28 protein-coding genes, 1 riboswitch and 1 other annotated feature are annotated in these 24,960 nt (G+C 40.0%); of the genes, 10 read left to right on the forward strand and 18 right to left on the reverse strand.

Annotated elements, in window-relative coordinates; genetic code table 11:
* Positions 1-175: 175 nt before the first annotated feature.
* Positions 176-276, reverse strand: a riboswitch (TPP riboswitch).
* A 340-nt stretch (positions 277-616) separates the two neighbouring features.
* The 7 genes from GJB59_RS05475 to GJB59_RS05505 form a co-directional block, all read right to left on the reverse strand.
* Positions 617-1,048, reverse strand: a complete 432-nt coding sequence (locus GJB59_RS05475) for a DUF4829 domain-containing protein (RefSeq protein WP_142828013.1) — start codon at positions 1,046-1,048, stop codon at positions 617-619.
* A 431-nt stretch (positions 1,049-1,479) separates the two neighbouring features.
* Positions 1,480-1,716, reverse strand: coding sequence for a hypothetical protein (locus GJB59_RS05480; protein WP_142828011.1), 237 nt, complete (start codon positions 1,714-1,716; stop codon positions 1,480-1,482).
* Positions 1,717-1,896: 180 nt separating this feature from the next.
* Positions 1,897-2,658 (reverse strand): hypothetical protein, encoded by a 762-nt coding sequence (locus tag GJB59_RS05485; RefSeq protein WP_142828009.1) that lies wholly within the window; start codon positions 2,656-2,658, stop codon positions 1,897-1,899.
* Positions 2,659-2,817: 159 nt separating this feature from the next.
* Positions 2,818-3,261, reverse strand: coding sequence for a hypothetical protein (locus tag GJB59_RS05490; protein ID WP_142828007.1), 444 nt, complete (start codon positions 3,259-3,261; stop codon positions 2,818-2,820).
* Positions 3,262-3,466: 205 nt separating this feature from the next.
* Positions 3,467-3,985 carry a GNAT family N-acetyltransferase gene (locus GJB59_RS05495; RefSeq protein ID WP_142828006.1) on the reverse strand — a complete coding sequence of 173 codons (519 nt, stop codon included), beginning with the start codon at positions 3,983-3,985 and terminating at the stop codon, positions 3,467-3,469.
* A gap of 499 nt (positions 3,986-4,484) precedes the next feature.
* Positions 4,485-5,648 carry a mandelate racemase/muconate lactonizing enzyme family protein gene (locus tag GJB59_RS05500; protein ID WP_142828004.1) on the reverse strand — a complete coding sequence of 388 codons (1,164 nt, stop codon included), beginning with the start codon at positions 5,646-5,648 and terminating at the stop codon, positions 4,485-4,487.
* 170 nt (positions 5,649-5,818) lie between these two features.
* Positions 5,819-6,565, reverse strand: coding sequence for a GntR family transcriptional regulator (locus GJB59_RS05505; RefSeq protein ID WP_142828002.1), 747 nt, complete (start codon positions 6,563-6,565; stop codon positions 5,819-5,821).
* Positions 6,566-6,999: 434 nt separating this feature from the next.
* On the opposite strand from GJB59_RS05505, the gene GJB59_RS05510 reads away from it, so the two are divergent.
* The 3 genes from GJB59_RS05510 (at position 7,000) to csaA (ending at position 9,055) form a co-directional block, all read left to right on the forward strand.
* Positions 7,000-7,701 carry a helix-turn-helix transcriptional regulator gene (locus GJB59_RS05510; RefSeq protein WP_142828000.1) on the forward strand — a complete coding sequence of 234 codons (702 nt, stop codon included), beginning with the start codon at positions 7,000-7,002 and terminating at the stop codon, positions 7,699-7,701.
* 88 nt (positions 7,702-7,789) lie between these two features.
* Positions 7,790-8,686, forward strand: coding sequence for an EamA family transporter (locus GJB59_RS05515; RefSeq protein WP_142827999.1), 897 nt, complete (start codon positions 7,790-7,792; stop codon positions 8,684-8,686).
* A gap of 36 nt (positions 8,687-8,722) precedes the next feature.
* The gene (gene csaA, locus GJB59_RS05520; RefSeq protein WP_142828036.1) at positions 8,723-9,055 is read left to right on the forward strand and encodes a chaperone CsaA; all 333 of its coding nucleotides are present in this window, start codon (positions 8,723-8,725) and stop codon (positions 9,053-9,055) included.
* Positions 9,056-9,369: 314 nt separating this feature from the next.
* On the opposite strand, the gene GJB59_RS05525 is transcribed toward csaA, so the two are convergent.
* Both GJB59_RS05525 and GJB59_RS05530 read right to left on the reverse strand, forming a co-directional pair.
* Positions 9,370-10,161 (reverse strand): class I SAM-dependent methyltransferase, encoded by a 792-nt coding sequence (locus GJB59_RS05525; protein WP_185960045.1) that lies wholly within the window; start codon positions 10,159-10,161, stop codon positions 9,370-9,372.
* 105 nt (positions 10,162-10,266) lie between these two features.
* Positions 10,267-10,517, reverse strand: a binding site (T-box leader).
* A 214-nt stretch (positions 10,518-10,731) separates the two neighbouring features.
* Complete coding sequence (locus GJB59_RS05530) at positions 10,732-11,628, reverse strand: LysR family transcriptional regulator (RefSeq protein ID WP_142827995.1); 897 nt, start codon at positions 11,626-11,628, stop codon at positions 10,732-10,734.
* A gap of 124 nt (positions 11,629-11,752) precedes the next feature.
* Here GJB59_RS05530 and GJB59_RS05535 point away from each other — a divergent pair, with 124 nt between their 5' ends.
* Both GJB59_RS05535 and GJB59_RS05540 read left to right on the forward strand, forming a co-directional pair.
* Positions 11,753-12,487, forward strand: a complete 735-nt coding sequence (locus tag GJB59_RS05535) for an SDR family oxidoreductase (RefSeq protein ID WP_142827993.1) — start codon at positions 11,753-11,755, stop codon at positions 12,485-12,487.
* Positions 12,488-12,522: 35 nt separating this feature from the next.
* Positions 12,523-13,095: a DapH/DapD/GlmU-related protein gene (locus tag GJB59_RS05540; protein ID WP_142827991.1), complete on the forward strand. Its 573-nt coding sequence runs from the start codon at positions 12,523-12,525 to the stop codon at positions 13,093-13,095.
* A gap of 129 nt (positions 13,096-13,224) precedes the next feature.
* On the opposite strand, the gene GJB59_RS05545 is transcribed toward GJB59_RS05540, so the two are convergent.
* The gene (locus GJB59_RS05545) at positions 13,225-13,731 is read right to left on the reverse strand and encodes a cyclophilin-like fold protein (RefSeq protein ID WP_203583265.1); all 507 of its coding nucleotides are present in this window, start codon (positions 13,729-13,731) and stop codon (positions 13,225-13,227) included.
* A gap of 321 nt (positions 13,732-14,052) precedes the next feature.
* The gene (locus GJB59_RS05550; protein ID WP_142827989.1) at positions 14,053-14,487 is read right to left on the reverse strand and encodes a MerR family transcriptional regulator; all 435 of its coding nucleotides are present in this window, start codon (positions 14,485-14,487) and stop codon (positions 14,053-14,055) included.
* Positions 14,488-14,658: 171 nt separating this feature from the next.
* Here GJB59_RS05550 and GJB59_RS05555 point away from each other — a divergent pair, with 171 nt between their 5' ends.
* Positions 14,659-15,510 (forward strand): aldo/keto reductase, encoded by an 852-nt coding sequence (locus GJB59_RS05555; protein WP_142827987.1) that lies wholly within the window; start codon positions 14,659-14,661, stop codon positions 15,508-15,510.
* A gap of 378 nt (positions 15,511-15,888) precedes the next feature.
* Here GJB59_RS05555 and GJB59_RS05560 read toward each other — a convergent pair whose 3' ends face one another.
* Positions 15,889-16,683, reverse strand: a complete 795-nt coding sequence (locus GJB59_RS05560) for a phosphotransferase (protein WP_142827985.1) — start codon at positions 16,681-16,683, stop codon at positions 15,889-15,891.
* A gap of 657 nt (positions 16,684-17,340) precedes the next feature.
* Between GJB59_RS05560 and GJB59_RS05565 the strand changes: the two genes are divergently transcribed.
* Entirely contained in the window at positions 17,341-17,781 is a 441-nt protein-coding gene (locus GJB59_RS05565; protein ID WP_142827984.1) for a YybH family protein, read from the forward strand.
* 53 nt (positions 17,782-17,834) lie between these two features.
* Here GJB59_RS05565 and GJB59_RS05570 read toward each other — a convergent pair whose 3' ends face one another.
* The 6 genes from GJB59_RS05570 to GJB59_RS05590 all read right to left on the reverse strand — a co-directional run bounded on the left by GJB59_RS05570 (position 17,835) and on the right by GJB59_RS05590 (position 21,945).
* Complete coding sequence (locus GJB59_RS05570) at positions 17,835-18,209, reverse strand: YciI family protein (protein ID WP_142827982.1); 375 nt, start codon at positions 18,207-18,209, stop codon at positions 17,835-17,837.
* A 120-nt stretch (positions 18,210-18,329) separates the two neighbouring features.
* Positions 18,330-18,485 (reverse strand): hypothetical protein, encoded by a 156-nt coding sequence (locus tag GJB59_RS05575; RefSeq protein ID WP_185960044.1) that lies wholly within the window; start codon positions 18,483-18,485, stop codon positions 18,330-18,332.
* A gap of 199 nt (positions 18,486-18,684) precedes the next feature.
* Positions 18,685-19,314, reverse strand: a complete 630-nt coding sequence (locus GJB59_RS05580) for a class I SAM-dependent methyltransferase (RefSeq protein WP_142827980.1) — start codon at positions 19,312-19,314, stop codon at positions 18,685-18,687.
* 315 nt (positions 19,315-19,629) lie between these two features.
* Positions 19,630-20,601, reverse strand: a complete 972-nt coding sequence (locus GJB59_RS19105) for a sensor histidine kinase (protein ID WP_236015445.1) — start codon at positions 20,599-20,601, stop codon at positions 19,630-19,632.
* A gap of 83 nt (positions 20,602-20,684) precedes the next feature.
* Positions 20,685-21,242, reverse strand: a complete 558-nt coding sequence (locus tag GJB59_RS19110; protein WP_236015447.1) for a hypothetical protein — start codon at positions 21,240-21,242, stop codon at positions 20,685-20,687.
* A complete protein-coding gene (locus tag GJB59_RS05590) occupies positions 21,229-21,945 on the reverse strand; it encodes a response regulator transcription factor (protein ID WP_142827978.1) in 717 nt (238 codons plus the stop codon). Before GJB59_RS05590 ends, GJB59_RS19110 begins: the two co-directional genes overlap by 14 nt.
* A gap of 175 nt (positions 21,946-22,120) precedes the next feature.
* Between GJB59_RS05590 and GJB59_RS05595 the strand changes: the two genes are divergently transcribed.
* From GJB59_RS05595 to bsh, 3 genes are all read left to right on the forward strand, one after another.
* A complete protein-coding gene (locus GJB59_RS05595; protein ID WP_142827976.1) occupies positions 22,121-22,810 on the forward strand; it encodes an ABC transporter permease in 690 nt (229 codons plus the stop codon).
* The gene (locus GJB59_RS05600; protein ID WP_142827975.1) at positions 22,810-23,715 is read left to right on the forward strand and encodes an ABC transporter ATP-binding protein; all 906 of its coding nucleotides are present in this window, start codon (positions 22,810-22,812) and stop codon (positions 23,713-23,715) included. Before GJB59_RS05595 ends, GJB59_RS05600 begins: the two co-directional genes overlap by 1 nt.
* Positions 23,716-23,964: 249 nt before the next feature.
* Positions 23,965-24,939, forward strand: a complete 975-nt coding sequence (gene bsh, locus GJB59_RS05605) for a choloylglycine hydrolase (RefSeq protein ID WP_142827973.1) — start codon at positions 23,965-23,967, stop codon at positions 24,937-24,939.
* The last annotated feature ends 21 nt before the right edge of the window (positions 24,940-24,960 follow it).

Genomic DNA, 24,960 nt, shown 5'->3' on the forward strand with positions numbered 1-24,960 from the left:
TAACTGCCATTCACTGCATTTTTTACTTGCCAAAAACATGTTGAAATAATATGCAACTTTTTAGTTTTCATCTATTTTCTCCTTCCCTCCATTTCTAGTGCATATAAAAATAACTACCAAATAAAAAACCACTCCAGCGATGGAGTGGTTTTGGTTATATTTTAGGAATAGATAAAATATATAGCAACCACTTCCCTACGCTAGTTTCAACTAGATCAGGTTCAAAGGGTCCGGATTGCTCCATCTCAGTCTTAAAAGACTCCCCTAGTGTTTTTATATTCAGTTTTCGGAATATCTAAAGTAAGCGTATCATCTCTCGCAAGATTTATCCAGTTTATTCTAAATATTGTTAATTAAATATTGCCATTTATAAAAGTACACTTATACGAACAAAAGGAAAGAAAGAAACCAAAGTTCTGCTTCATCCCTTCCTATAACGCTATGATATGTAAACCTATATCCTATTGAGATTAGGTTTTTAAAATTTATCGGGTAGCCTTTAATGAATGATTTTTTTAATGAGGGACTGAGGCAGTAGAAAAACTCATTTAAAATGAATTTGTCTACAGACTTAGCTCAATTTCCAATCAGAAGTTTGAGCTTTTTCAAATTCCATTCAGTTTCCCCAGTCATCGACGCGCCACTTGCCGGAACGATCATCCCTAATTAGAATCCAGTTCCAATCGGTGTACAAAAAATCAGGCTCAAAGCCGCTGTCGCCGCCTTTAGCATCTGTCTTAAGATTAGATGCCAGAACGATTACATTTTCTTTCTTTATTCCGTTTGATGAACCATGGCCATACTTCATATAATCTTTAACCACTCTGTCTGATTCTTCTTCCGTAAACCATAACTCTTTAAGTTCCACTCCCTTAAAATTCCTGACCTCTTTCTTTACAGCTATTGCCGCGTTAGTTAACTCCTCATTGGAAAACTTCACAGACTCTCCCAAATTCACTTGCACATCAGTAGCTTTGCCGGATTGGCTGTAAAATACACTGGCTATCAATACCAAAACCAGACAAAGGACAAATAAAATCTTCTTCATATGATCACCCCATTATTTATTTTCAGACACTTGTATGTATTAGATATCGTGAATGACCTGAAACTGGCTCGTTCTCATTCATCTTAGATATTGGTTTAGCAGTTCTGCCGAATTTCAAAGTCACTTATTTTCCCGTAATCTGCACACCTTAAATCGTGCTATTCCATTATCCATCATGGATAGGTATGTCTCTAAATTAAGAACATCTTGGTGAATTTCAGTTTCTCCCCCTGGATATCGAATGAATCATCATGATAGATAAACTGCACTCATTAAGGAGTAATTTTTGAATGTATCATTTTTTCTTGCAAATGTAGTTTTCCTCTGTTTTCGTCGGAAAGATGATGAGATACAGATTTTTGAATGTATCTTCCTTAGTATTAAGTTACATTCACATTTAACAAAAAGTCTCGAAAAATGGTTCTTAAAGGTCAGTAACTCGGAGAGTAGATTCTGCCGGTATCCGTATCCAAGACAAAATCGACTTCTATATCCTCTGAATACGGAAGTTGATCAAAGTTATGAAGCCGGCAAAACACATTGGCAAAGTCACGAGTCTCAGAAGTTAATTGGTCTGCTTGTCGATACATCTGCCTCAATTGCTGCTTGGAACATTTTTTACCGGTCAATAAGGCTTGGTTGAAGTAACCGTCAATTTCAATAATCATCATGATCACGGCTGGTTGCTAACCAGCTATATAGCTTAAATTTTCAATACTTTCCTTTTTCCTATGTTATTAGAATTAAGATAAATCAAGTACTTCTAATGTAACTTAATTGCTAATAAGTTATATTCAAACTCCGATTTATAATTCTATCCAATTTTTTTCGGGTATTTGACTTTATAACTAACGGTTCACGATTGGTTTGTAAACCTGTACTTCATGTTCCGAAACAACCAGAAATAAATACTCATGGTGAGAAAAAATCGCTCTGGTAGTATAGGCGAACGCTCCAGGATATTCCGAAACCTGTCCCGTTGTTTCAAATTCCCATAACCACAGCTTATTTTCTTCAAGAAACACCCCGAAATGATAGGTAAGGTTAAACGCGATGACATTGCCTGTATCAAAAGGAACGTCCATTGTTCTTTCTTTTTTTAGCTGCGCGTCTAAGAAGAACAGCTCATTGGTATCCATACTAAAACCCAGGCAGGCATATGGCTTATAACGAGCAAAAAGAGACTCATATAAAAGCTGGTTCTGGATAGCGATGTCGTAGTAGGATTCTGGCTGCTGAAAAGGCGCAGCATAATTGAGTCTGTTTTTCCCAATTTTTTCTCCAAATACCCCCTCATCGCCATAACTACACAGCACGCCTTGTCGATAAGGGAATAATTCAAAGACATCGGTGCCGACTTCGCATTCAAAAACAAATTTCCCTATCAGGGTATAAAAAGATAAGGTCGTGTGGTTCAAGAGACAAAAATGCTCTTTTGTAAAACGAATTTTATGGAATCCAGTTGGGCCAGTAAAAATTGTTTCGCCGTCTAACTGGACCATATTTTCACCCTTACCTTTCAAAAGAACGATGACGTGGTCTTTTTTACAATCGGCATCAATAATAGGCCACTGGGTACTGCTGAAAAGCGTTTCTTCTTTCAAATACATCAAGATCATGTCCCTTCAATTCAGGAATTAGGCAGCGCATTTACAATATTTCCATCTGCTTTTATAGTTACCATCACGGGTTTTAAATGTTACTTAATTCACAATAAGTTACATTCATTTATCTGAACAGACATCTTAAAACACTCTGATTGCACTCACTCATTCGACCATGTATAAATATAAAATTTCGTATCCATCAGGCGTTTTCATTAAAAGCGATTTTCGCTGACTAAAAATCAGGCCTATTGTTTCTTCTACATCTCCTGCCGATAAACTGGTGGTATCGAAAGAATTTGGCAAGAATACAAAGTACTCTCCGGCAAATCTTCCCCATAAATTTCTGATGATTTTTCGATCCTTAAATTTCACTTCTTTGCTAACAAGGTTAGAAGCATCCGGATTATCTTTCGTTCTTTTAAACCAACCGATCTGAAATGATTCTTCCTCTTCATACAGCTCTTTAACCAATTCTACTAACATTTCGATGAAAGGTTCTTCTGGCAGTTCAAGCTCGGTCGTAAGGGATACTTCTAATTTGGCTCTCAATCGGAATGCGGGATCCAAATTCAATATATCCAAAAAAGCAGCCCATCCATTCTCCATCAATCTTTCCTCCCTTGATTTGTTAGCTCGATATACTTGAATGTAACTTATCTGCACTTTTGTTACATTCACCAATGCGAAATTCTTAGCCTTATACCAGTCTTAATCTTGTAATAAGCAAGGTCGAATACGGTTGTAACGTAAGACTGGTTTTCTTTCTTACTTTTTCATGAATTGAGTAGCAATAAACTTGATTAATTCTTTTTTACAAAGGAGTTTTTTCATTTTCCCACAGATAATGTACCAACGTCATCATTTCCCCGTTCATTTCGAATTCTTCTTCGCCCATCCCAATTTTCTTAAACCCATTTCTTTCTAACACCTTTTGCGATGCGTGGTTAACAGTCATAGTCTTCCCACGTATTTGTCTCATACTTAAATTAGCTTTTAATAGTAGTTTTAATGCCTGATTCCCAATTCCCTGTCCCACATATGTTGCTCCTACTCTAAATCCAATGTCTGCTATATTATCTTTCTTATCAATATCAACCAAGTTGACTCTTCCTACAATTTCTCCAGCATCATTTGTGATCAGATAAAAATAAGAAAGTCCCTTCTCTTGTTCTTTCAGCAATTCTTGATGTCTTCTTATAAATGCTTTGAAAGTGTAGTAATCGTCTCCTCGACTTGGAACCATCTTTTCAAAAAACCACCGATTTTCAGACTCAAACTTAAATAACGCTTCTGCATCGACTTCTCGTAATAAATTTAAAAATATTTCCATAGATGACCCAACCCTTTTCAAGTAGTGGATTTACTCACTTCTCTCATTATACCAATAATATCCATTCTGCTCGAATATAAATGGGCTTCTGAAATCCGATTTCTTTAGAAAAGCGTCAGTAAAAGTACACTTACATGAACGAAAAAAGGAAGAGACATTCTATTAAGTCTCTTCCCTGCCGATAATCCCTCATATGTTAACTACTTAATCCAAAATAGAAGGTGTTGACCTATAAATTTTTATATTCAATGCTGATAATGAAGTATTTAAGTTCAATCTTTAAAATACGCCCATCACAAGAAGAATATTGTCCGGTATGAATTAATCATGACAGCTTCTTGTAATACGAAAGCAGTGAAACTAAAAAAGATGACACTGTTACAGTGGTAAACCCACATTATCAGTGTCATCGTATTGGAATAAAGACTTGAGTGTCCTTTCTTCTTAAATTGTTCAAAAATTAGGGCTCATTTTAAAAATCCATTGTTTTTGTCATGTATTATTCAGCCACCGAACGAAGCAATTTAATTAACGGTGCTTTTGTTTCAAAACCTATTCCTGGAACGTCAGGCAAACCCACATAGCCATCTACAACCGGAATATCATCGGCAAATCCTCCGAATGGTTCAAAAATTCCCGGATAAGACTCATTGCCTCCTAGACCCAATCCTGCTGCAATATTCAGCGACAATTGATGCCCACCATGTGGAATGCAACGGCGAGAAGACCATCCGTGTTCCTTTAACATATCCAATATTCTCATATACTCCACAAGTCCATAACTTAATGCACAGTCAAATTGCAGATAATCCCGATCTGGCCTCATGCCCCCGTATCGAATGAGGTTTCTGGCATCCTGCATAGAAAAGAGGTTTTCTCCAGTTGCCATCGGATTTTTATAATGCTTGGAAAGCTCCGCCTGAAGCTCATAATCCAACGGATCTCCTACTTCTTCATACCAAAACAAATTATAGGGCTCTAACTTTTCTGCATATCGGATCGCTGTCTCCAGATCAAATCGGCCATTTACATCTACCGCCAAAGATTGGCCAGATGGCACCACTTTTAGTACAGCTTCAATTCTTCGAAGGTCTTCTTCTAAACCGTTTCCAATTTTCATTTTCACCACTGAATATCCTAGGTCCAGATAGCCTTTCATTTCTTCTTGGAGCATTTTATCGTCTTTTCCTGGCTGGTAATAGCCGCCTGCCGCATAAACAAATACTTTATCGTCCGGCTTTCCATCCCCATAACGTTCAGCCAGCAGTTGATAAAGCGGCTTCTCTTCTATTTTTGCAACGGCGTCCCAAATTGCCATATCAAGAGTTCCCACCGCCACCGACCGTTCCCCGTGGCCGCCTGGTTTTTCGCCTGTCATCAAGATATCCCAGATTTTATGAGGATCAAAATTGGACCCCTCATCGTTTAGAATATCGTTTGTTTCCGCTTCTAATAAACGAGGGATAAACCGTTCATGAAGCAGTCCGCTTGGAGCATACCGGCCATTTGAATTGAAGCCATATCCTATAACCCTTTTGCCGTTTTTAAATACATCTGTGATGATTGCTACGACAGAAACAGTCATTTTAGAAAAATCAATATAAGCATTGCTTATACTCGATTTAATAGGTACTGCTTTTTCTTTGATATCGATTATTTTCATCCTTAAACCTCCCATTTAGTAGTTATTATCTTCTTAAAGAGTAATCAATAAATTCATTAATGTCAATTTAAATACTTTAATTAATAAAAATAACGTAAATATTCATTTAATAAATTTTTTAAATAATACTCATATAAAAAAGACGCTTCTTGTTTAAGAAACGTCTGACATTATTTTTTCATCTTATTCGTGGCATTTGTTGGCTTACTTTCGATAATCTCTAAGATTTCTTTTCCTCCACGATGCCTGTGGGAATACATGAGGAGTTGAGCTGCTTTGCTGTCTTGAGCGCGCATTGCAGCCACTATCGCCCGATGTTCCATAATGGACCGAATAGGAAGCTCTCGCTGATTAATGGTAAACAATCTAGCTCGATATAATTGATCAGAATGACTATGTATTATATTTTGCAGCCGTTCATTCTGGGAATACTCAACGATTAAATTATGAAATTGATCATCTACATCTGTATAGGCCTTTAAATTGTTTTTAGTCAGATGTTTTTCTTGAAGCGTAATAAGGGAATCCAGAATTCCGAGATGCTCTTCGTCAATATTTAATGTGGCTAACTCAGCAGCTACTCCATCAAGAGCTTCAGCTATTTGACAAATTTGCTCAATATTTTCTTTTATGATTGGTTCAACACTCAACCCTTTTCTTGGAATTAACCGAATCCAGCGATCCATCTCCAATCGGATTAATGCTTCACGAACAGGCGTGCGGCTCATTTCTAGCATCTCGATGATTTCACGTTCCAAAAAAGCTTCATTAGGTTGAAGCTGCAGATTCCGAATCGCTTTTTTAATAATCATATAGGCCTGCTGTGGTAAACGGTCTTCCTTTGCTTCTTCTTTATATAGCAATAAGGTCTTTTTTAAAGCAGTGTTATCACTGCTTCGTCTATCTTTTTCTTTCATCAGACTCACCAAATTTCAATTTATTAAAAGTGCAGATTTTATATAAATTATAGCAGATACCGGCCTAAATGACCGCGGTTTTACTAGTAACTCTTATGTTGTTATAAAACGTTTTATGAAAAATAATTCCGGTTTGGTATCTTCTTTAGCAGGACCTGCGCTAGTATTCGCCTCTTCTCTCTACGTATTCAATAAGCTTCTGATGATATGTAAACTGGTATTTGGAAAATTGTAAAACGAATGAGATTCGCATTATTTAATTCATTTCTAAGAAACAATTTCTATTTCTATACGCGCTAAGAACGTTTCAGGTTTAGATGAATTCAATAATCTCACTTTCTCCTGCTTTATATGGTAATCTCTTATTAATTAAAAAGAAAAGATTAATACCTCTCGTTAATCCGATTTCACACTATAAGATTAGGAGGAGAAAAATGAATTTGTTAGACCGTGTACTATGTGAAAAAAGAACGTACACGAGACAGTTCGCTACGCATCAGCATGAGTACGGACAGTTTCTTTTTCCCTTGGAGGGTTCTTTGGATATCAAGACAGAAGGGCAAGAGATCAATCTGAATACGGATTATTGTTTCTACCTGCCCCCTCACTTAGGACATGACTACCGGTCCCGAGATCGGAATGAATTTTTGATTTTGGACATTCCAACACATTACTTGCCTGAGCATACAGAAAATATGTATATCCATTTGGATAATCAGTGGTCGGCTATCCGTTATTTGTTGCTGGAAGAGGCAAAGAATTCGGATACCCCTTCTTCCTTGGTGAATTTAGTCCGTTATGTTGTCGGGAAACTCCAAACCTCAAATCCGGCATCGATTGACTATATCCATAACCATTTCAAAGAATCTATCAAGTTGGAGACTTTAGCGGCGATCGAACATTATCACCCTGTCTATTATTCAGCCTGGTTCAAGAAAAGAACAGGAAAAAGCGTGAAACATTATATAGCCGAACTGCGGATGCAGGAAGCAAAAAACCTCCTGGTATCCACCAGCTGGTCCATGTCAAAAATCAGTGAAGAATTGGGCTTTGAGAATTCTTCCTCGTTTACCAGATGGTTCGGAAATAGCGAAGGAGTAGCGCCACAGAAGTACCGCATTCTTAATAATGGATAAAAAGGACATTAAACTCGGCAAAGAAAATTCTTAGGAATTTTTCTAAAATGAGTTTAATGTCCTTTTATCTTTAGAGTGAGGTGAGCAAATGAAGGGGAATTCTTCAATCATTATGATTTTACTGGCTGCCATGCTTTGGGGAACTACAGGAACAACGCAGGCGCTTGCGCCAGAAACAGCACACCCGGTTGCAATTGGGGCTATGCGTTTGGCAGTAGGCGGTCTATTCTTATTAGTTATTGTTCTAGTAGCAGGAAAATTGAATTTCAAGAATTGGCCGATCAAGACGACGATACTGGCTTCTTTGAGCATGGCGTTGTATCAACCGTTGTTCTTTTCGGCTGTCCTTATGACAGGGGTGGCCATCGGAACCGTGGTCACCATCGGAAGCGCACCGATTTTCTCCGGCTTCATTGAATGGGTTTTTCTAAAAAAAAGACCTACTGCCATTTGGTGGGTTTCCACTTTTCTCTCCATCTTAGGTTGTCTGCTGTTGTTGATGAATCAGGAATCGGTCTATATCAATCCCGTGGGCATCGTACTGGCTTTGGGGGCTGGGATCTCGTTTGCCGGTTACACGCTGGTAAGCAGAGAATTGGTTGAAGCCTATTCTCCGTTATCCGTAGTAGCTGTGGTTTTCACGCTCAGTGCACTGCTGTTATCTCCACTGCTCTTTGTCTTTGATATGTCTTGGATCACGAGTGTGCGTGGTGCGGGAATAAGCATTCACCTTGGGATTGTTGCCACCGGGATTGCCTATTTCCTATTTGCCAAAGGTCTTTCCCGTGTTTCTTCATCAACCGCCGTTACCCTTTCGCTGGCAGAACCATTAACCGCAGCCTTATTGGGCGTTTTTGTAGTAGGAGAGCGCTTAAACACCTTTTCATGGTTTGGAATTTCCCTCTTGCTTGTTGGCATCGGCCTGTTGATCTGGTCGTCCAAAAACACCAATGGCCAACAGGCACTTGAGGTGATTCAGAAATGAGAGGGATTAAAAATGATAGGAGGTTGTTCGTTTTCTATGACAAAAATTGAGGATTTCTTTAAATTGGATATGCGTGTTGGGACGATAATTGACGCTGCCCCTTTTCTTGAAGCAAGAAAACCGGCGATCAAACTGCAAATTGATTTTGGCGAAGAGATCGGCATCAAACATTCTTCCGCCCAAATTACCCGACGGTATTCTCCTGAACACCTTTGTGGACGTCAGGTGGTTGGGGTCGTGAATCTCCCTCCTATGCGTGTAGCCGGATTTAAATCGGAGGTATTGGTAATAGGTGGTGTACCGGAAGAGGGCGACGTCATTTTGTTAAAGCCCGATGAGCCAATCACCAATGGTACACGCATCTCCTGATCGGTGATTTTGAAATGAGGTTTGGTTATCCAAAACCTGTAGCAAAAAATCCTATAAGCTAACAAAAGAGCACGATTCCAAATGGAATTGCGCTCTTTTGTTAAAGTTTTAAATTTATTCTTAACTATGCCTATCAAGAATAACAGCGTTCGTAATAGTACACTTAAACAGACAAAAGTGGAAAAGCCTTGCTAATCAGCACTGCTTTTCCCTTTGTGTTTTACTAATAGAATAATTACTACTTCTGATAAGCCTCATATGTTAACTAGGCATCAAAATTAAACCGTCACTGCACATGGCATCATGACGGTTTTTCACAACTTCTTCCCGATGTACATGATATGTTCTGCCATACTCAACAAATCTTCCCGTTCGCATACTTGCTCAGCCAGATCGAGCCAAGCTGCAACAACTTCTGGAGGCTGTTTCAGGAGTTCAGCTTCCCGCAAATAGAGAAAACCTTCACAATTCAGGACATGAAGCTTTTCAAGATCAAATCCTTCAAAAAAAGGCAGCACCTCTTTGGGGCGCATAAAGAAATTATCCGTGAAGCCTTGTCCCGCGAAATTTACGTCCTTGAGCATCACTTCTAATTGGGCTTCCCGTTCTTCCTCCAAGATAAACTGGGGATTCTGGACAAGATAATCCCACACAAACGAATAAGAAGATACGAAGGCGACAAAAAGGGTTCCTCCAGGTTTCAATACTCTCAAGCATTCCGTTATGGTTAGAATCCGATCCTGTTCATCGGCTAGATGATACATTGGCCCCATACACAGTACATGGTCAAATTGAGCGTCGCCAATGCGCGATAAATCTCGGCTATCAACACACATGCCCTGCAATGGCAGGCCAAGCTCTTTAGCTTTATCCAGCCCAAACGCTACATTATTTGCCGAAAGATCGGCCAAAGTCACATCACAGCCCAACTCAGAGAGGTGCAGCGCATATTTCCCCGGACCGCCACCGAGATCCAACACCTTATCCATTGGTTGGATATAACGCTTAAGGAAGCGTTTCGTTAGTTCGAATTCGACTTTGTGCCGATCGAGTCTATTCCATTCGTAGTCCACTGTCTCATCATAAAATTTCCGTACCGTCTCCATGCTCTCCACTCCACCAGCTCCTTGCTCCATTTTTAGCTACATCACTATTTTTAAGAAAAACTGAATCGATGCCAATAAAAAAACTTCCACCCTTAAGAACTAAATCTTAAGGACGAAAGTTGAGTTTCGTGGTACCACCTTAGTTTGTTGACGCATTGCTGCCGCCAATCTCATCGGGTACTGACATACCCTATCCCAGTAACGAGGGAATCCGTCTTGCTATCCCCAATCACAAGATTAGCTTGGCAAGAAGCTCGGAGACTTTATTCGCTAAGTCGATTATTGCTCCTTTTCAGCCGAACGGAACTCTCTGTGAATCATCGATTCTTAGCTACTTTTCTCTTCAGCGCTTTTCAATTACTAAATTTCACTAATCGTACCAATGATTCCGTTAACTGTAAATAGTTGAAATTTCAGAATCGCCTCTACTATTGAATTTGATTCGTTAAATTCTACCTATTACTTCTGATAACTCCATGATATGTAAACTAGGAGTTAATGTGTTCCGAAACTTGAACAATCATATACAATGAATTATGCATTTGATTATTAGTCAATCGAAACTTTTCTTCAATTAAATGAGTCGGATTTTTTTATATTATTTCGAAGTTGCTCTAAAAACAGATTGGCAGCACTCGAAAACACCTGGTGCTTTTTCCAAATGACGTTTAAGTTAGCCTCTAGTTTCGGAAGCAATGGGACAAAACGGAGCTTGCTGTCTCCGGTTGTGTTAACCAACTTATCCAGGCAGAGCGCATAGCCAATGTTTTCCTCCACCATCAAGGCCGCGTTGTAAATCAGGTTATAGGTTCCAACAACATGGAGGTCGTCAATATCTTTCCCGAACCAGCCTGTCATTTCGTTGCTGACCGCTGTCTGACGTGAAATCAATAAGGGTTTATCCATCAAATCCTCCGGTTGAATAAACGGCTTTTGTGCGAGTGGATCGTCCTGTCGCATCAAGACACCCCACAGATCTGTCGCCGGCAGCTTTATATAATCGTATTTCTGTTTGTCCATCGGTTCGATGACAATCCCGAAATCCAGCAGGCCATTATCCAGTTTCTCGGTGATATCATCTGCATTTCCGCTATAAAGATGGAAACGGATGCTTGATTGGCTCTTGAGCAATTCTTTAATTGTTTTTGCAATGAATTGCATGGCTTCCGTTTCTCCGCCGCCAATGTAAACTTCCCCGCCAATCTCTTCTTTCGTCCCTTTCAAATTGGCTTCGGTTTTCTCGGTTAACTCCACAATTTCCTTCGCTTTGTTGAATAGGAACATCCCTTCCTCCGTTAACGTGATCTTTCGATTTCCCCTTTCAAACAGGGTAGTTCCGAGCTCCACTTCCAAGTCTTTCAATTGCCTCGATAAAGTCGGTTGGGATAGGTGCAGCTGTTTTGCGGCAGCCGAAATATTTTGTTCATTTGCTACCGCAATAAAATAGCGCAATACGCGAAGTTCCATATTAGTCCCCTTCCCTCTATGCACTAAAAGCATAGTAGGTTATTTGATATAGGTATTGGATATCTGAATGGTATCACTTTATGATGAACTCGAATAGATAAAATCATTTTAGGAGGAATTTCAAATGGCAATCGAAGGGAAAGTCATCGTCATCATGGGAGCATCCAGTGGCATTGGAGAAGCAACTGCTAGAATTTTAGCCGAAAAAGGCGCCAAATTGGTATTGGCTGCGCGCAGGGAAGATCGGTTGAAAGAAATCAAAGAATCTCTTCCGGAAGCCCAAATTGTTTACAGAAAAGCAGATGTTTCAAATCATGAAGAAGTGCAGCAAGTCATCGATTTGGCGATTGCCGAGTACGGTCAATTGGATGTGTTGTTCAATAATGCCGGGATTATGCCTACCGCCCCTTTAGCTGAAACGAGACGCGACGAGTGGAGAAACATGATGGATATCAATGTGATGGGTGTGCTGAATGGCATTGCAGCGGCGTTGCCAAAGATGGTCGAACAAAAATCCGGTCATATCATCTCCACTGATTCTGTGGCGGGACATGTTGTCTATCCGAATTCAGCTGTTTACTGCGGAACTAAATTTGCTGTACGGGCCATAATGGAAGGATTGAGACAGGAGCAGCGGGAAAATAACATCAAGTCAACAATTATCTCCCCTGGAGCTGTCCAGACCGAATTGTATAAAACAATCAATGATAAAGAAGCATCGGCGGCGCTTCATCAAGCTCAATCCGAGTGGGGACTTGCCGCAGAAGATATTGCCCAGGCGGTCGCTTATGTCATTGATACACCGGATCGCGTTTCGGTCAGTGATATGATCATTCGTCCGACAGCCCAAGAAGTATAAAATACATTTTACAAATGATAGGTGGTTTTTTTTTTATGGAAATGCAGGAGTTTATCGATTTTTGCAGAGCAGGCAACCCCATTTCAAGTGCGGATAAGGAATTGCACGGTTTATTGGTACAAAGCAGTTTTCAAGCCCAGAAGAAGATGATGGAACTGAACGCAACGTTCCACACACAAGAAGAAATCGTGGCGCTGTTTTCTGAACTGACAGGTACACATGTCGACGCTTCGTTTTTATGTTTGCCTCCCTTCTATACCGATTTTGGCAAAAATATAACGATCGGCAAAAATGTTTTCATTAACACCGGTTGCTCGTTTCAGGACCGGGGCGGCATCAGCATCGGCAATGGCTCATTGATCGGCATGAATGTCGCGATCGCTACCTTGAATCATGGCTTGCCGCTCGAAACGAGAGGCACCACCACTCCCTCTCCTGTAGTCCTGGGCGAAAATGTATGGATTGGTTCGAACGCTACCATCCTTCCCGGCGTCACAATCGGCGACAACGCTGTTGTTGCTGCAGGTGCAGTAGTCACGAAAGATGTTCCTTCAGACACAGTGGTGGCAGGAGTTCCGGCAAAGGCAGTAAAGAAAATCACGGAATAGCTTCGCATCAATTTTGACTGGTTTGATAAGCGATAAAAAAGCATCGAGTCTAAGACTTGATGCTTTTTTAATTGAAGACACAGTGCGGCCACACGCTAATTCAACAAATACATACAATCTTATTCATCATTACTTATCATTTCGAGCTAAATCAAGTTCGACTGTGACATCACTTTCCCCGATAACTTGGGTAAATCTTTCTACATCTTCGATATAGCCGAGACGGGTATAGTTATGGGAAGTAGTGAGGTTTTCATAAAAAAACACCAGGCAATCGTCCCCGTACAGCATGATGTCTCCCGCATTAATAACCCCCGGGCTCTCAGAATCTGTCGGAAGACTGTGAGAAAGATAATAGAACTTTTCATTACTATGAAGATCTTCCATATCGATGGTTAACGGAAGCAATTCAACCATTGCCTGCGTTGTGTCGTTTTCGTAAAGTCGTGCTGTGAATACTTCGCCGCCTATCTGTAATTCTAAAGTTAATAGACTTTCCATATTAGCTTCATCCCTTTCTTCGTTCATCTCGCTACTTGGCTCTTCTCCATTCTGCTCATCTATTTCGCTGGAAGAACAGGCACTCAGACCGAATGCAATTATGAATATGAATAACAGTAAAACTCTTTTTTTCATGCCCATGGCTCCTTTCTTTATGAGATTGCAGATATTCTCATTTCCATTTATACAAACACTGAATATTGGTTAGTTATCCAAAACTTTATAGTAGTTTTATTAACATCATAAAGTGCTTGAAATCAAATAACTAATGCCTATATCAAATAAACAACTATGTGTTTTGAGCATATGCTATTGAAGGAAGAATTTCGATTCCTAATATTATACTTTTACAGAAAAAAAGAGAAAGAAGATGTGCTGCAATCAGCATCTTCTCTCTCCTGGTATTAGTGAAGCTACTTTTAGCCTCGCGACGGGTAATTCTCTATTTAAGCTGAATCAGCCGGTTTGTTCGGTTAAAGCGCTCTCGTTATTTACGGGCTCCCAATCTCCCGGATTCGTGTCATCAGGTATATTCCCGTTGATGATTTTAAGATAGTGGCTTGCCTTATTTTTCATATATTCGGCTCTCTGTTCGGCTTCTTCCAACTGGGAAAGTGCTATCTCCTGCTGTTTCATGATAATTTCATAGCGTTCTTGCATCGTTGATCGGCCCTCTAAACATAAATCTACATAACGTTTGATGTCTTCCACTGACATACCCGATTGTTTCAAGTGTTTCACACCTGTCAGCCAGTTGATAGCTTCATCATCAAAGAGCCGATTATTGTTTTTATCGCGCTGCAAAGTGGGAACCAGCCCCTTATCTGTGTAGAAACGGACAGCATGATTGGTCAAGCCCAGTAGTTTGGACACTTCTTTAACTGTATACATATAGACCACTCCCAGTATTTTATAATTTTCAATCAAAAACTCTTGCGTTCGTGTTACACGAAGCTGTTAGGCTAATATTAATCCAAAGAGTTGAAATTGTAAATTCTCATTAAACCATAAACCGAATTTAAATGAGACTGCTTGGACAGACTTGAATTAGGAGGAATCAATATGCAAAATGTAAAATTGAACAATGGTGTGGAGATGCCTATTCTGGGCTTTGGGGTTTACCAAATAGTAGACGAAACAGAATGTGAGAAAGCCGTTTACGATGCTCTTATGGCCGGGTACCGGTTGATTGATACAGCGGCTGCTTATGTGAATGAAGAAGCTGTCGGCCGGGCCATCAAACGCAGCGGAGTGCCGAGAAAAGAAATTTTTGTCACAACGAAACTTTGGATTCAGGATGCAGGCTATGACAAAACCAAGAAGGCATTCGCTAAATCGTTAGAACGGCTTAAACTGGACTACCTGGATCTTTATTTAATCCATCAGCCTTATGGTGATGTCTGTGGTTCTTGGCGTGCCATGGAAGAATTGTATGAAGAAGGAAAAATCCGGGCGATAGGCGTAAGCAATTTTCAGCCGGACCGTGTCAGCGATTTCTTGGTACACCAAAAAGTAACTCCGGCTGTAAACCAAATCGAAACCCATCCCTTCTGCCAGCAGATTGAAAGTGCAAACTGGATGAAAGAGAATGGCGTTCAAATCGAGTCATGGGGACCTTTCGCGGAAGGAAGAAATGACATGTTCCAAAATGAGACTTTAGCTGTCATAGGTGAAAAATATAATAAATCAGTTGCCCAGGTTATTCTGCGTTGGTTAACGCAGCGGGGAGTTGTAGCCATACCGAAATCTGTCCGCAAGGAACGAATGATCGAAAACTTCAATATCTTTGACTTCAAGTTGGATCAAGCGGACATGGACCAAATTGCTGCTTTAGACACAAAAGACAGCGTGTTTTTCTCTCATCGAGACCCTGAGTTTGTAAAATGGATAAGTGGTGTCACCTACGACATTTAAAAAGTTATAAACTAGAAGAACCGGATTCCGTTAAAGAAATCCGGTTCTTCTAGTTTAAAGATGAGATGAATACAGAGACCTGATTATCTCCACCACCTCTATATTTAAGATTTCTTTGAAAGATGGAGTTTCCTCAACTAAATATGTTACAAAGAGAATGGGCCAAAGTACTGTTGGAATATAAGTCTCTTTGCTTTAATAAGGCAATCCAAACTTTGGAATTCGAACAACTTTTTAATCACTTATTAGGACGGATTCATATAGAGCGTTCGTAAAAGTACACTTATACAGAAAACAGAATTGGAAAGAAGCTATTATGCTCCTTCCCTTCCGATAACTCTTGATATGTAAAATAAGAAAGAGCCTTCACAATCTTCCCTAAGTCCATTCATGAGCATGTTCCAGAATAAATTTCACTTCGTTTTGATAATGTTCAACATGGCCTTCAGTGATCATTTTTTGAAAAGCCAAATCCCCTTCACTTGCTTTTCTTACTATCGTTTTGCATAAACCTTCTAGTCGCAGCACGACCATTTCCAAATAATTTTCTGCTACTGCCTCGCCGTAAGCTTCAAAAAATAACTTAACCCGCTGTTTTATACGATCTGCATCTTGAACAGAATCATAATAAACTATTTCCTCAGCAGTTTTTGTTAAATTATATCTACTTAATGGAACACACGTGTAAAGTGTATAAGCTATGTCCCAAAGTCTAGGGCCGGGACCAACATTATCGAAATCAATAATAGCTACTGGATTCTTATCTTTAAAAATAATGTTGTATATAGCAAAATCATTATGGCATAACACTTCATGATTTGCTGGCGCATTATCTAACGATTGCCAGGTTTCATCAAATGAAAAATCGCTTACAGCATCGTGGTAAAGACGAAGCATTTTCGCTATTTCTTTTAGAGCATTGTTCGACCACATGTATTCCTTAATTGGGTAATTGCCAGCTTCCCCTTCCACATATGTTAGTATTTCTCTTCTGTCTTTATCTATTCCTAAAAATCGGGGTGCATGAGGATAGCGTTTATTTTCTAAATGCTTCAAGAGCCCATGAATTCTATAACTTTCCGGCTTTAAATCTCGACGTACTGTGTTCCCCAAGCGATATACATTCGAAACATTTCCACCTGTCAATTTTTCTTCATCTTTGTGATTGGACATCCTCTAGTTCCCCCTTTTTACACTTCTTTAACTCATAATGGAAGTACTGATAGTAATAGTATAAACCAGTGACCTAAATACTATTTCATGTAAGCCAGTAGAAAAAATTGGATACAGTCCCATCCTTTCGTAAAAGAACACTTTCATTTCACAAACAAAAATGAATTTCAGTACTCAAAAAGACCAATCATGATGATTGGTCTTACTTTCTTTACCCTATAAAAGTAATGGCATCGATAATAGCCTTGCATTCTTCAATCAACTCTTGATCGGCCTGGTCTGTTAATCTTGCAGCTCTGGCCAATGGATCCATTGCCTTTATCTTTTCACACAATACAAACCCAGTTGTCTGATTGGATTCTTTTAATTAATCCAGCTGTTTATTTTACTTCTGATAATCCCTCATATGTTAACTTATTAAACATCCAACGCTTTATTTCTGTACGTTTAAGAAATCCCACTTCTTTAAAGAAATCATAATAAAATACTTCACCTTCTGTTTAGAAAGTTGCCACCTGTTCAGCGCTCCCTATATTAAAGAGATAAATCGGCATCTTTGAAGAAGGAAAAACGTGACAGACCTCGAATTTAGACTAGAGAACTTAAAGAGCTGAGACGTATACTTTTGTTTCGAAGGCAGGAAAGGGGAATACATTAGTGGTGCAAAATTTTTCTAAAGTACACGATGTTCTTGAAACTTACAGAACCGCAATTTATGAAAAAGATGTCGAGAAATTATTGTCCCTGTATGCTTCTGAAATCCACATTTATGACTGTTGGGGGAGCTGGGAAAGCAAAGGAATTCCTTCATGGAAGGCGAATGTATCCGATTGGTTCAATGGCTTGCGTGAAGGAAGCGTTCTCCTTGAAGTTGCTTTTAACGATGTTGTCATTGAAGAGACTTCAACCTTAGCATTTGTACATTGTGCAGTTACATTTACCGGAATCCAAGAAGAATCGGGCATGCAGCTTCAGCAGATGACCAACCGGTTTACCTATGGACTGAAAAAAGCAAAGGGCACATGGGTGATTGTGCACGAACATTCCTCTTTGCCGATAGATTTTGAAACGGGGAAAGGCATTTTTGATTTAAAGTAAAACAGACTCCGAAGATAGTGAAGATGAATAAAGGGATCGCAGCTGCAATCCCTTTATTCTTTCATTTCGAAGGAGTCGATTGCGCGGATTTCAATTTCCCACCCCAGCTGTTCTCCATGACCGACTTGAACGGTCGGATGCAAAGAAGCCACTTGGATTGCTTCCTCAATGTCCCGAGCTTGTAATATGAACGCACTGCCAATCATCTTTTCCATCTGGGTGAAGCGGCCATTGTCAACTTGTAACTGTCCATCAACCAGTCGCAAGCTTTTCACTTCTTGTGCAACACCAGCATCTACCAGCACATGACCACTTTTGTCTAATTCCTTGAGATAAACTCGGCACTCTTGCATGATAGCATCAAATTTTTCCTTAGGCAGCACATCCATCTTCTCCTTATTGAAGTAACCCAAGCACAAGTACTTCATCTGAAAACCTCCCTTGTTTTATATTTTGCTTTCCACTATTCTCAAACTTTTTTAACAGTTGGCTAAAGTCAAAGCCCATAATATCAGTTTTCAATAAAAATTGGCTGCACAATCATTTTACTAAATACCCTCCTTCAAATAACTTTCCAATTCTTCTTTTTGGCGCAAATGATGCCGGAAATGCATGTCAACCAGTTTGTGCCATTCTTTCGCATTAAGCCAGCCAAATCCGCCGTGTTCCACCTTATGATTCGGATCGATGGAAGCTAATTTCACTTCCCCATACAACAGTCATTCTTTGACTTCTTCCCTTCATGCCTCCAGTTTTTCTTTGCTATCTGAATTGTTGGGAGGTGCATTCATTTCATCAGGAATATTGCTGATAAGTGCTGATATTTAACTAATTGGAAATGTTAATTGCTCCAAGAAAGCATAATCCCCTCTGATGCTATTAGTGAATAAGCTGATATCTGGGTTAGAGCTTCTTTTTACCAGAAACTGCTACCGTATGAAATTCCCTTGAATCAGGACCTTTTACTAATGCTACATCAGAAAAACCCTTGCCCTTCATAAGCGGAATCAACTGATCGTCTATCATACTATTTATCCCTTCCCACTTTTCCTCGTTCTTGCCATTACAGAACGTAATTGTGCAATCACCCCCAGGTTTTAAGACTCTAAAAATTTCTGTTATTGCGGCAGATAATTCATCCCAAAAATATATGGTATGAATGCTAAATACTTTTTCAAATTGTTCGTCTTCACAAGGCAAACTTTTCAGATCTCCTTGCATCAATTTCGCTTTTTTATGTTTTAGTGCTTTTTTGTTTCTAATCGCAGCTGACCGAATAACTGCAGGAGAAAGATCCAAACCTACTACTTCTTTAACCACATTTTTTTCTAAAATAAGTTTCATTGCGTAACCAGAACCACATCCGAGTTCCAATACACTTTCCCCTGGTTGTAGGTTTAACAATTCAATTGTCCAAAGTGTTTCAGGTTTATGTTGCCATACCATCTTCTCGCCGATATAAGTACCGACTAAGCCCTTTGGAGTTTTGTACTGGTTATCAATAAACTTTTTAACTTTACCTTTTAGTTCCATAATTCACCAACTTCATTTTGTTTAGTAAGTTCAGTATCTACTTAATTCTCTTGGGGTACTATAATTTCCTGCTTCACCATCTTGTCACAAAGTTTAGTTGTATTCTGTCATTACAATTTCTTTTTTTAAAATCAATATTATTCCATAGATTAAAAAGCAAAAAGTAAATCAAAAAAATTTAGTAAATAGTGGGTTGCTTTGATTCAAAGAACATAGAAATACTTTAATAACTTCTAGCTCGATGTTTTTGAATATCCAGAATAACCGTTCGTAAAAGTACACGTTTACGAACTTTTTTTTAAATACACCGTTTCTTTAAACCGGAACTATAATTCTCACCGAAGTGCCTTTTTCAGGCATACTTTCTACATGAATCGACCCGTCATGAAGCTGGATCAGCTGTTTAGTAATTGCCAGTCCAAGTCCTGTTCCTGTCGGCGTGGTATGGGTATTTGTGCCGCGGTAATAGCGATCGAAAAGTTTATCCAGTACATCCGTTTCCATCCCTATACCGTCATCTTCAATAACCACTACAAACAAATGCTGTTCAATAGCTGAGACAGAAATTTTGATTTCCGTTCCTGCTGAATTGTATTTTACTGCATTCGAAATTAAGTTTTCAATGATGCGCTGAAACCATATCGGGTCAATATGGGCGTGAATGCTTTGCGGAGCCGGCACAAATGAAAACTTCATTTCTGTGTTCGACGGATCATTGATAAACTGAATGACAATACGACGGATAAATTCATTGATGTCTGCATGCTCTTTGGCCAAAGGCTGCGCTTGATTTTTTAACCGAAACGTTAAAGTCAACTCTTCCAGCAACTCCATCATATAAGAGGATTTCTTGTTCATGATGGAAGCAAATTCTCGGGTTTCTTGTGCTGACCAATCGTAACTGGATGACTCGAGCATCTGGGCATAGCCTGAAATTGACGACAGCGGTGTTTTCAAATCGTGCGACAGTCCGCTAATCCAATCCTCGCGTGTACATTCCAGTGTTTTCTGCTGGTGCTGATGAAGTTTCAATGTTGTGGTCAATTGTTCCAGCGTAGCGACCAAGTCTTTATAAAGTTGGAATTTTCTCTTGACCTTACCTTTTTTATTGGTAATCAAAGAGCCGTTATTCTCATTTTTTGGTTGTTCGTAATGGCCTTCTCCTAAGTTTTGGATCCATTGCATCAGCTCAAGGAGCGGCAAGCCGAATTTCCGTGCATACCAAAATGTTCCAGCAGCTAATAGGATTAGCGATATTAAAAAAAACAGAAAGCGACTGATTTTCATTTTTCAAATCGCCCAGCAGTTGGAGGGTATATTGTCTGTTCTTTCCAACTTCTCCAAAACTGTCCAAAACCTTACCTTCAGTACTAAAGAGCTGCATCCACGCTTGCTCTTCTGCCATCTGCTCTTTGTTTTCGGGTGTTAAGTTCAAGTTTGCCTGTTGCCAGTCGATGGCTGGCGCAACAGACATTACAAATGTCTTCAGCCAAGTTTCTCTTGCCATACAATAAAAAAAGTGAATCCTCGTCCAGAAATTCAATTTCCCAATAATGGAACTGCTGGTTATCTTCGATGTTTCCCCATAACCGATCCGTAAAATCTCCAACGGTAAATTGCGTTGGCAGTACCTCAGGCGGGTTGAAAGAATCAACCACTGCTCCGCCTGCATCCAATAGGACCAGCCAGCCGTTTTGGCTCTCGGCTAATTCCTCCAGTTCTTTTTTAAGGGAATACTGATTTCTATCTTCCTCAATTCGATTGGTGAAATAGCTGGCATCCGCTTCGGTCAGATCGGTTTGAATCTCGTCTTCTGAAATGGCGAAGCCAATCACTGCCCATACGGTCAACATCAACACCAGAAAAATCAGCGACAGCAAGAATAGCTGGATGAAAAACTGCACCATAAAACGCTTATGCAGATTCATGGCCGCCTCCTTCCGGAATGAACTTATAGCCCAGTCCCCTGACTGTGACAATAAACTTCGGGCTGCTTGGACTAGCTTCGATTTTCTCTCGCAACTTACGGATGTGAACCATCACCGTGTTGTCTTCTCCAAAAAATTCTTCGCCCCATACCTTTTCGTAAAGCTGGCTCTTGCTGAACAATTGATTGGGGTGCCTGCAGAAAAACAGCAGCAATTGATATACTTGGGCAGGAAGTTCAATAGGCTGTCCGTGAAGTTTCACTTGTCCTGCCTTCGTATTGACTGAGAGCGGACCATATTCAAACAAATTCGCTTCGGTTTTCGGTTCGTTTCCAAAGCGCCGTCTCAGGTGGGCTTTAATGCGGGCTGCAACTTCAAGCGGATTGAACGGTTTGGTGATGTAATCATCCGCGCCAACGGCAAAACCAGAAAGCTTGTCCAAATCCGTCGACCGTGCTGTCAGGAAAAAAAGAGATGCAGCTGAAATTTCTCTAATAAGCGGACAGACTTCAAGGCCGCTCTGTCCGGGCAGCGTAATATCAAGCAAAATCAGATCATACGATTTCGTCCTGCATAAAGCCAAAGCCTCTTCTGCTGATCCTGCTTTATCAATGTGAAGAAAACTCTCTCTTTTTAAAATTGTAACCAGCATGAATAAAATTGCTTGCTCATCTTCAACAATCAATAATTGCGGTTCTATCATCTTGACCCGCCCTTTCAAATAGTTTCCTGTAAACTATAATATCATTCTCTTATGTAAAAAAAGGAGAATTAAGGAAAAATTAAGGTAACGGTTCATTCCACTTAAGGAAAAAGTTCTATAATAAAAACATGCCTCACATAGAGGACATCGAAAAGAAAGTTGGAGGGAATTCACCATGATCGCGATTGGAAAAAGAGAATTTATCAGTATGTTCAAAAGCATTAAATCCATTATCATCATTGCAATATTGCTCATCACTTCTTATTATTCAGCAAAATACTCGGAAATTTTGGCTACGGCCATTGCGCTGACAGAAAAAGAAATGGCAAATATCCATACTGTCGGACTTCTGTTCGTCCTGATGTTCTTCGGTCAGCTGTTTGTGATGGGCCTGTCACATGACAGCATCAACAAAGAAAGCCATGAACGTACGATGCGTTTTCTCGTAACACGCACTTCCCGGCTTCGCATTTTGTTTGGCAAATTTGCCGGCGCCTGGTTCTTCTGGTTTGCCTCCATTCTTGTTTCGTTTTTGTTGATTTCCATATTTTCGCTTAAATTTGATTTTTTTATTTTTTCACAAGTGATCGCTTTGTCGACATTCCAAATCTCTTTGGCAATATTAATGTCTGTTGTGGTTCCCAAACCATCGATCACCATGTTTTTGGGCATCCTAATCGGGTTGCTTGCGCCAATTCTTGGAGCATGGATTGCACTGACAGATAACACTTGGATAAGCTGGCTTAAGTTCGCCAGCCCTTATTACTACCTTGTGGAAGACAATTACTTGTTTCTGATTATTTTTTGCCTTGCCGGATTGATGCTGGCAGCTGCAGCAACGATTTTTAATAGGAGGGAATTTTGATGAAAGCGATTGAAACCAGATTTTTAAATAAAACTTACGGTTCTACCCCTGTGGTTGACGGTATCAATCTTATTGTGAAGGAAGGGGAAATTTTTGGATTTCTCGGCCGCAATGGCGCAGGAAAGTCCACTTTCATCAATATGCTGACGGGCATTACGCTTCCGACGAGCGGCAGCTTTTCTCTGCTCGGTGTAGATGGACCGAGTGAACGCATTAAAAAACATATCGGCGTAATGCCTGATTATTCCACACTTTTTAATTCGATGTCAGCTATGAAACATTTGAAGTTTCTTTCTTCCCTGTCTGGCAGATCCGTTTCTGTGGCAGAATGCCAACATGTATTAAAGCTTGTTGGGTTAGAAGAAGCAGGCAAGAAAAAAGTCAGCAAGTTTTCGTTTGGCATGAAGAAGAAATTAGGGATTGCACAAGCCATCATTCATGATCCAAGCCTGATTTTTCTGGATGAACCCACTTCCGGGCTGGATGCCGAATCCGCCTTGCACATACATAAGCTGATCGTTTCATTGCAGCAGCAAGGAAAGACTGTTTTCATGACGTCCCACAACCTTGATGAGGTCGAAAAGATATGCTCCAACATCGCCATCATGAAGGACGGGGGCATCATCAAAAGCGGTACAATGGATGAACTGCGTTCCTATTACCGATCCGCAATCACCGTTCAGCTGAAGCATGATCCAATTCCAGCCGGCGAAGCTCAAAAACTGTATGCCTGGCTGGAAACTGCCGGTACAGAACTTCAGAAAACACCGGCATTCACCACCATTACTGTTGGAAGTGAACTAAAGATTGCCGAAATCATTCGTGCTTTCACAAACTGCCATGTGAACATCTTCCGGGTAGAAGTCAATGAGCCCTCTTTAGAAGAGATGTTCCTAGCAGAGTAGCAATAAATAGTTAAATTGTAGAACAGCGTCACAGAGATGGTTTTTCCATTTCTGTGACGCTGTTCGTTGCAAGTTAGATGAAAAATTATTTTAAATGAAACTAATCTTCAGGCCAGCTGAATCCTTTAAAAATTTGCCAGCTATCATGTTCTTTAAGCTATACTACAAGTAATACACTACTCGAGATGCTTTGTCAGTGCCGTTGTCATAGTCTAACAAAATACTAATATCTGATAGGAGTCTAAAGCTATGTGCACATCGCTTACTTATTCGACTAAAGACCATTATTTCGGACGCAATCTGGATTTGGAGTTGTCTTATGGAGAAGCAGTCACCTTTACTCCCAGAAACTTCCCTTTTGAATTCCGAAAGGCCGCTAGTTTGCCCAATCATTATGCTTTGATTGGCATGGCAGCTGTCGTAGATAACTACCCACTGTATTTTGAGGCAACGAATGAAAAGGGATTAAGTATGGCAGGATTGAATTTCCCTGAAAATGCTTATTTTTTCCCTGAAGTGGATGGCAAAGATAACATCTCTCCTTTTGAATTTATCCCATGGATTCTTGGACAATGTGAAACAGTCATTGAAGCTAAAAAACTGTTATCAAAAATCAATCTTGTGAATGTTAATTTCAGTGAGCAATTGCCTCTGTCTCCTTTGCATTGGATGATCGCCGATCAATCCCAGTCAATCGTGGTGGAATCTGTAAAAGAAGGCTTAAAAGTGTATGACAACCCTGTTGGCGTTTTGACAAACAACCCGCCTTTTGACTACCAATTGTTCAATTTAAATAATTACCGCCATATTTCCCCAACAGTTTCGGATAATAATTTTTCCCAACAAGTCGAGTTGACTGTTTATAGCCGCGGCATGGGCGGACTGGGGCTTCCAGGGGATTTATCCTCCGCTTCCCGATTTGTCAAAGCGGCTTTTACAAAATTGAATTCCGTATCAGGCGATTCCGAATTTGAAAGCATCGGCCAATTTTTTCACTTGTTAAAGTCAGTAGAACAGCAAAGAGGCGCATGTGAAGTAGAAGAAGGGAAATTCGAATTCACGATTTACTCTTCCTGCTGCAATATGGATAAAGGGATTTATTATTACACTACTTATGAAAACAGCCAAATTTCGTCGGTCAATATGCACCATGAAGATCTGAACGGCTTGGAATTGACGACTTATCTCCTGGTAAACTCGCAGCAAGTCAATTCTATAAATTAATACTCGCAATATAAAAACGAT

The sequence above is a fragment of the Planococcus soli genome (assembly GCF_016881065.1).
In the GTDB taxonomy this organism is placed as follows: domain Bacteria; phylum Bacillota; class Bacilli; order Bacillales_A; family Planococcaceae; genus Planococcus; species Planococcus soli.

What these genes read in the sequence shown, in the direction of transcription:
- GJB59_RS05550 (WP_142827989.1), bottom strand. Translation starts at nt 14,487, where the DNA reads ATGTATACAGTTAAAGAAGTGTCCAAACTACTGGGCTTGACCAATCAT.
- GJB59_RS19105 (WP_236015445.1), bottom strand. Translation starts at nt 20,601, where the DNA reads ATGAAAATCAGTCGCTTTCTGTTTTTTTTAATATCGCTAATCCTATTA.
- GJB59_RS19110 (WP_236015447.1), bottom strand. Translation starts at nt 21,242, where the DNA reads ATGAATCTGCATAAGCGTTTTATGGTGCAGTTTTTCATCCAGCTATTC.
- GJB59_RS05600 (WP_142827975.1), top strand. Translation starts at nt 22,810, where the DNA reads ATGAAAGCGATTGAAACCAGATTTTTAAATAAAACTTACGGTTCTACC.
- GJB59_RS05495 (WP_142828006.1), bottom strand. Translation starts at nt 3,985, where the DNA reads ATGGAAATATTTTTAAATTTATTACGAGAAGTCGATGCAGAAGCGTTA.
- GJB59_RS05595 (WP_142827976.1), top strand. Translation starts at nt 22,121, where the DNA reads ATGATCGCGATTGGAAAAAGAGAATTTATCAGTATGTTCAAAAGCATT.
- GJB59_RS05510 (WP_142828000.1), top strand. Translation starts at nt 7,000, where the DNA reads ATGAATTTGTTAGACCGTGTACTATGTGAAAAAAGAACGTACACGAGA.
- GJB59_RS05535 (WP_142827993.1), top strand. Translation starts at nt 11,753, where the DNA reads ATGGCAATCGAAGGGAAAGTCATCGTCATCATGGGAGCATCCAGTGGC.
- GJB59_RS05515 (WP_142827999.1), top strand. Translation starts at nt 7,790, where the DNA reads ATGAAGGGGAATTCTTCAATCATTATGATTTTACTGGCTGCCATGCTT.
- GJB59_RS05505 (WP_142828002.1), bottom strand. Translation starts at nt 6,565, where the DNA reads ATGAAAGAAAAAGATAGACGAAGCAGTGATAACACTGCTTTAAAAAAG.
- GJB59_RS05525 (WP_185960045.1), bottom strand. Translation starts at nt 10,161, where the DNA reads ATGGAGACGGTACGGAAATTTTATGATGAGACAGTGGACTACGAATGG.
- GJB59_RS05570 (WP_142827982.1), bottom strand. Translation starts at nt 18,209, where the DNA reads ATGAAGTACTTGTGCTTGGGTTACTTCAATAAGGAGAAGATGGATGTG.
- csaA (WP_142828036.1), top strand. Translation starts at nt 8,723, where the DNA reads ATGACAAAAATTGAGGATTTCTTTAAATTGGATATGCGTGTTGGGACG.
- bsh (WP_142827973.1), top strand. Translation starts at nt 23,965, where the DNA reads ATGTGCACATCGCTTACTTATTCGACTAAAGACCATTATTTCGGACGC.
- GJB59_RS05475 (WP_142828013.1), bottom strand. Translation starts at nt 1,048, where the DNA reads ATGAAGAAGATTTTATTTGTCCTTTGTCTGGTTTTGGTATTGATAGCC.
- GJB59_RS05545 (WP_203583265.1), bottom strand. Translation starts at nt 13,731, where the DNA reads ATGAAAAAAAGAGTTTTACTGTTATTCATATTCATAATTGCATTCGGT.
- GJB59_RS05555 (WP_142827987.1), top strand. Translation starts at nt 14,659, where the DNA reads ATGCAAAATGTAAAATTGAACAATGGTGTGGAGATGCCTATTCTGGGC.
- GJB59_RS05480 (WP_142828011.1), bottom strand. Translation starts at nt 1,716, where the DNA reads ATGATTATTGAAATTGACGGTTACTTCAACCAAGCCTTATTGACCGGT.
- GJB59_RS05590 (WP_142827978.1), bottom strand. Translation starts at nt 21,945, where the DNA reads ATGATAGAACCGCAATTATTGATTGTTGAAGATGAGCAAGCAATTTTA.
- GJB59_RS05530 (WP_142827995.1), bottom strand. Translation starts at nt 11,628, where the DNA reads ATGGAACTTCGCGTATTGCGCTATTTTATTGCGGTAGCAAATGAACAA.
- GJB59_RS05560 (WP_142827985.1), bottom strand. Translation starts at nt 16,683, where the DNA reads ATGTCCAATCACAAAGATGAAGAAAAATTGACAGGTGGAAATGTTTCG.
- GJB59_RS05500 (WP_142828004.1), bottom strand. Translation starts at nt 5,648, where the DNA reads ATGAAAATAATCGATATCAAAGAAAAAGCAGTACCTATTAAATCGAGT.
- GJB59_RS05490 (WP_142828007.1), bottom strand. Translation starts at nt 3,261, where the DNA reads ATGGAGAATGGATGGGCTGCTTTTTTGGATATATTGAATTTGGATCCC.
- GJB59_RS05485 (WP_142828009.1), bottom strand. Translation starts at nt 2,658, where the DNA reads ATGTATTTGAAAGAAGAAACGCTTTTCAGCAGTACCCAGTGGCCTATT.
- GJB59_RS05580 (WP_142827980.1), bottom strand. Translation starts at nt 19,314, where the DNA reads ATGGAACTAAAAGGTAAAGTTAAAAAGTTTATTGATAACCAGTACAAA.
- GJB59_RS05540 (WP_142827991.1), top strand. Translation starts at nt 12,523, where the DNA reads ATGGAAATGCAGGAGTTTATCGATTTTTGCAGAGCAGGCAACCCCATT.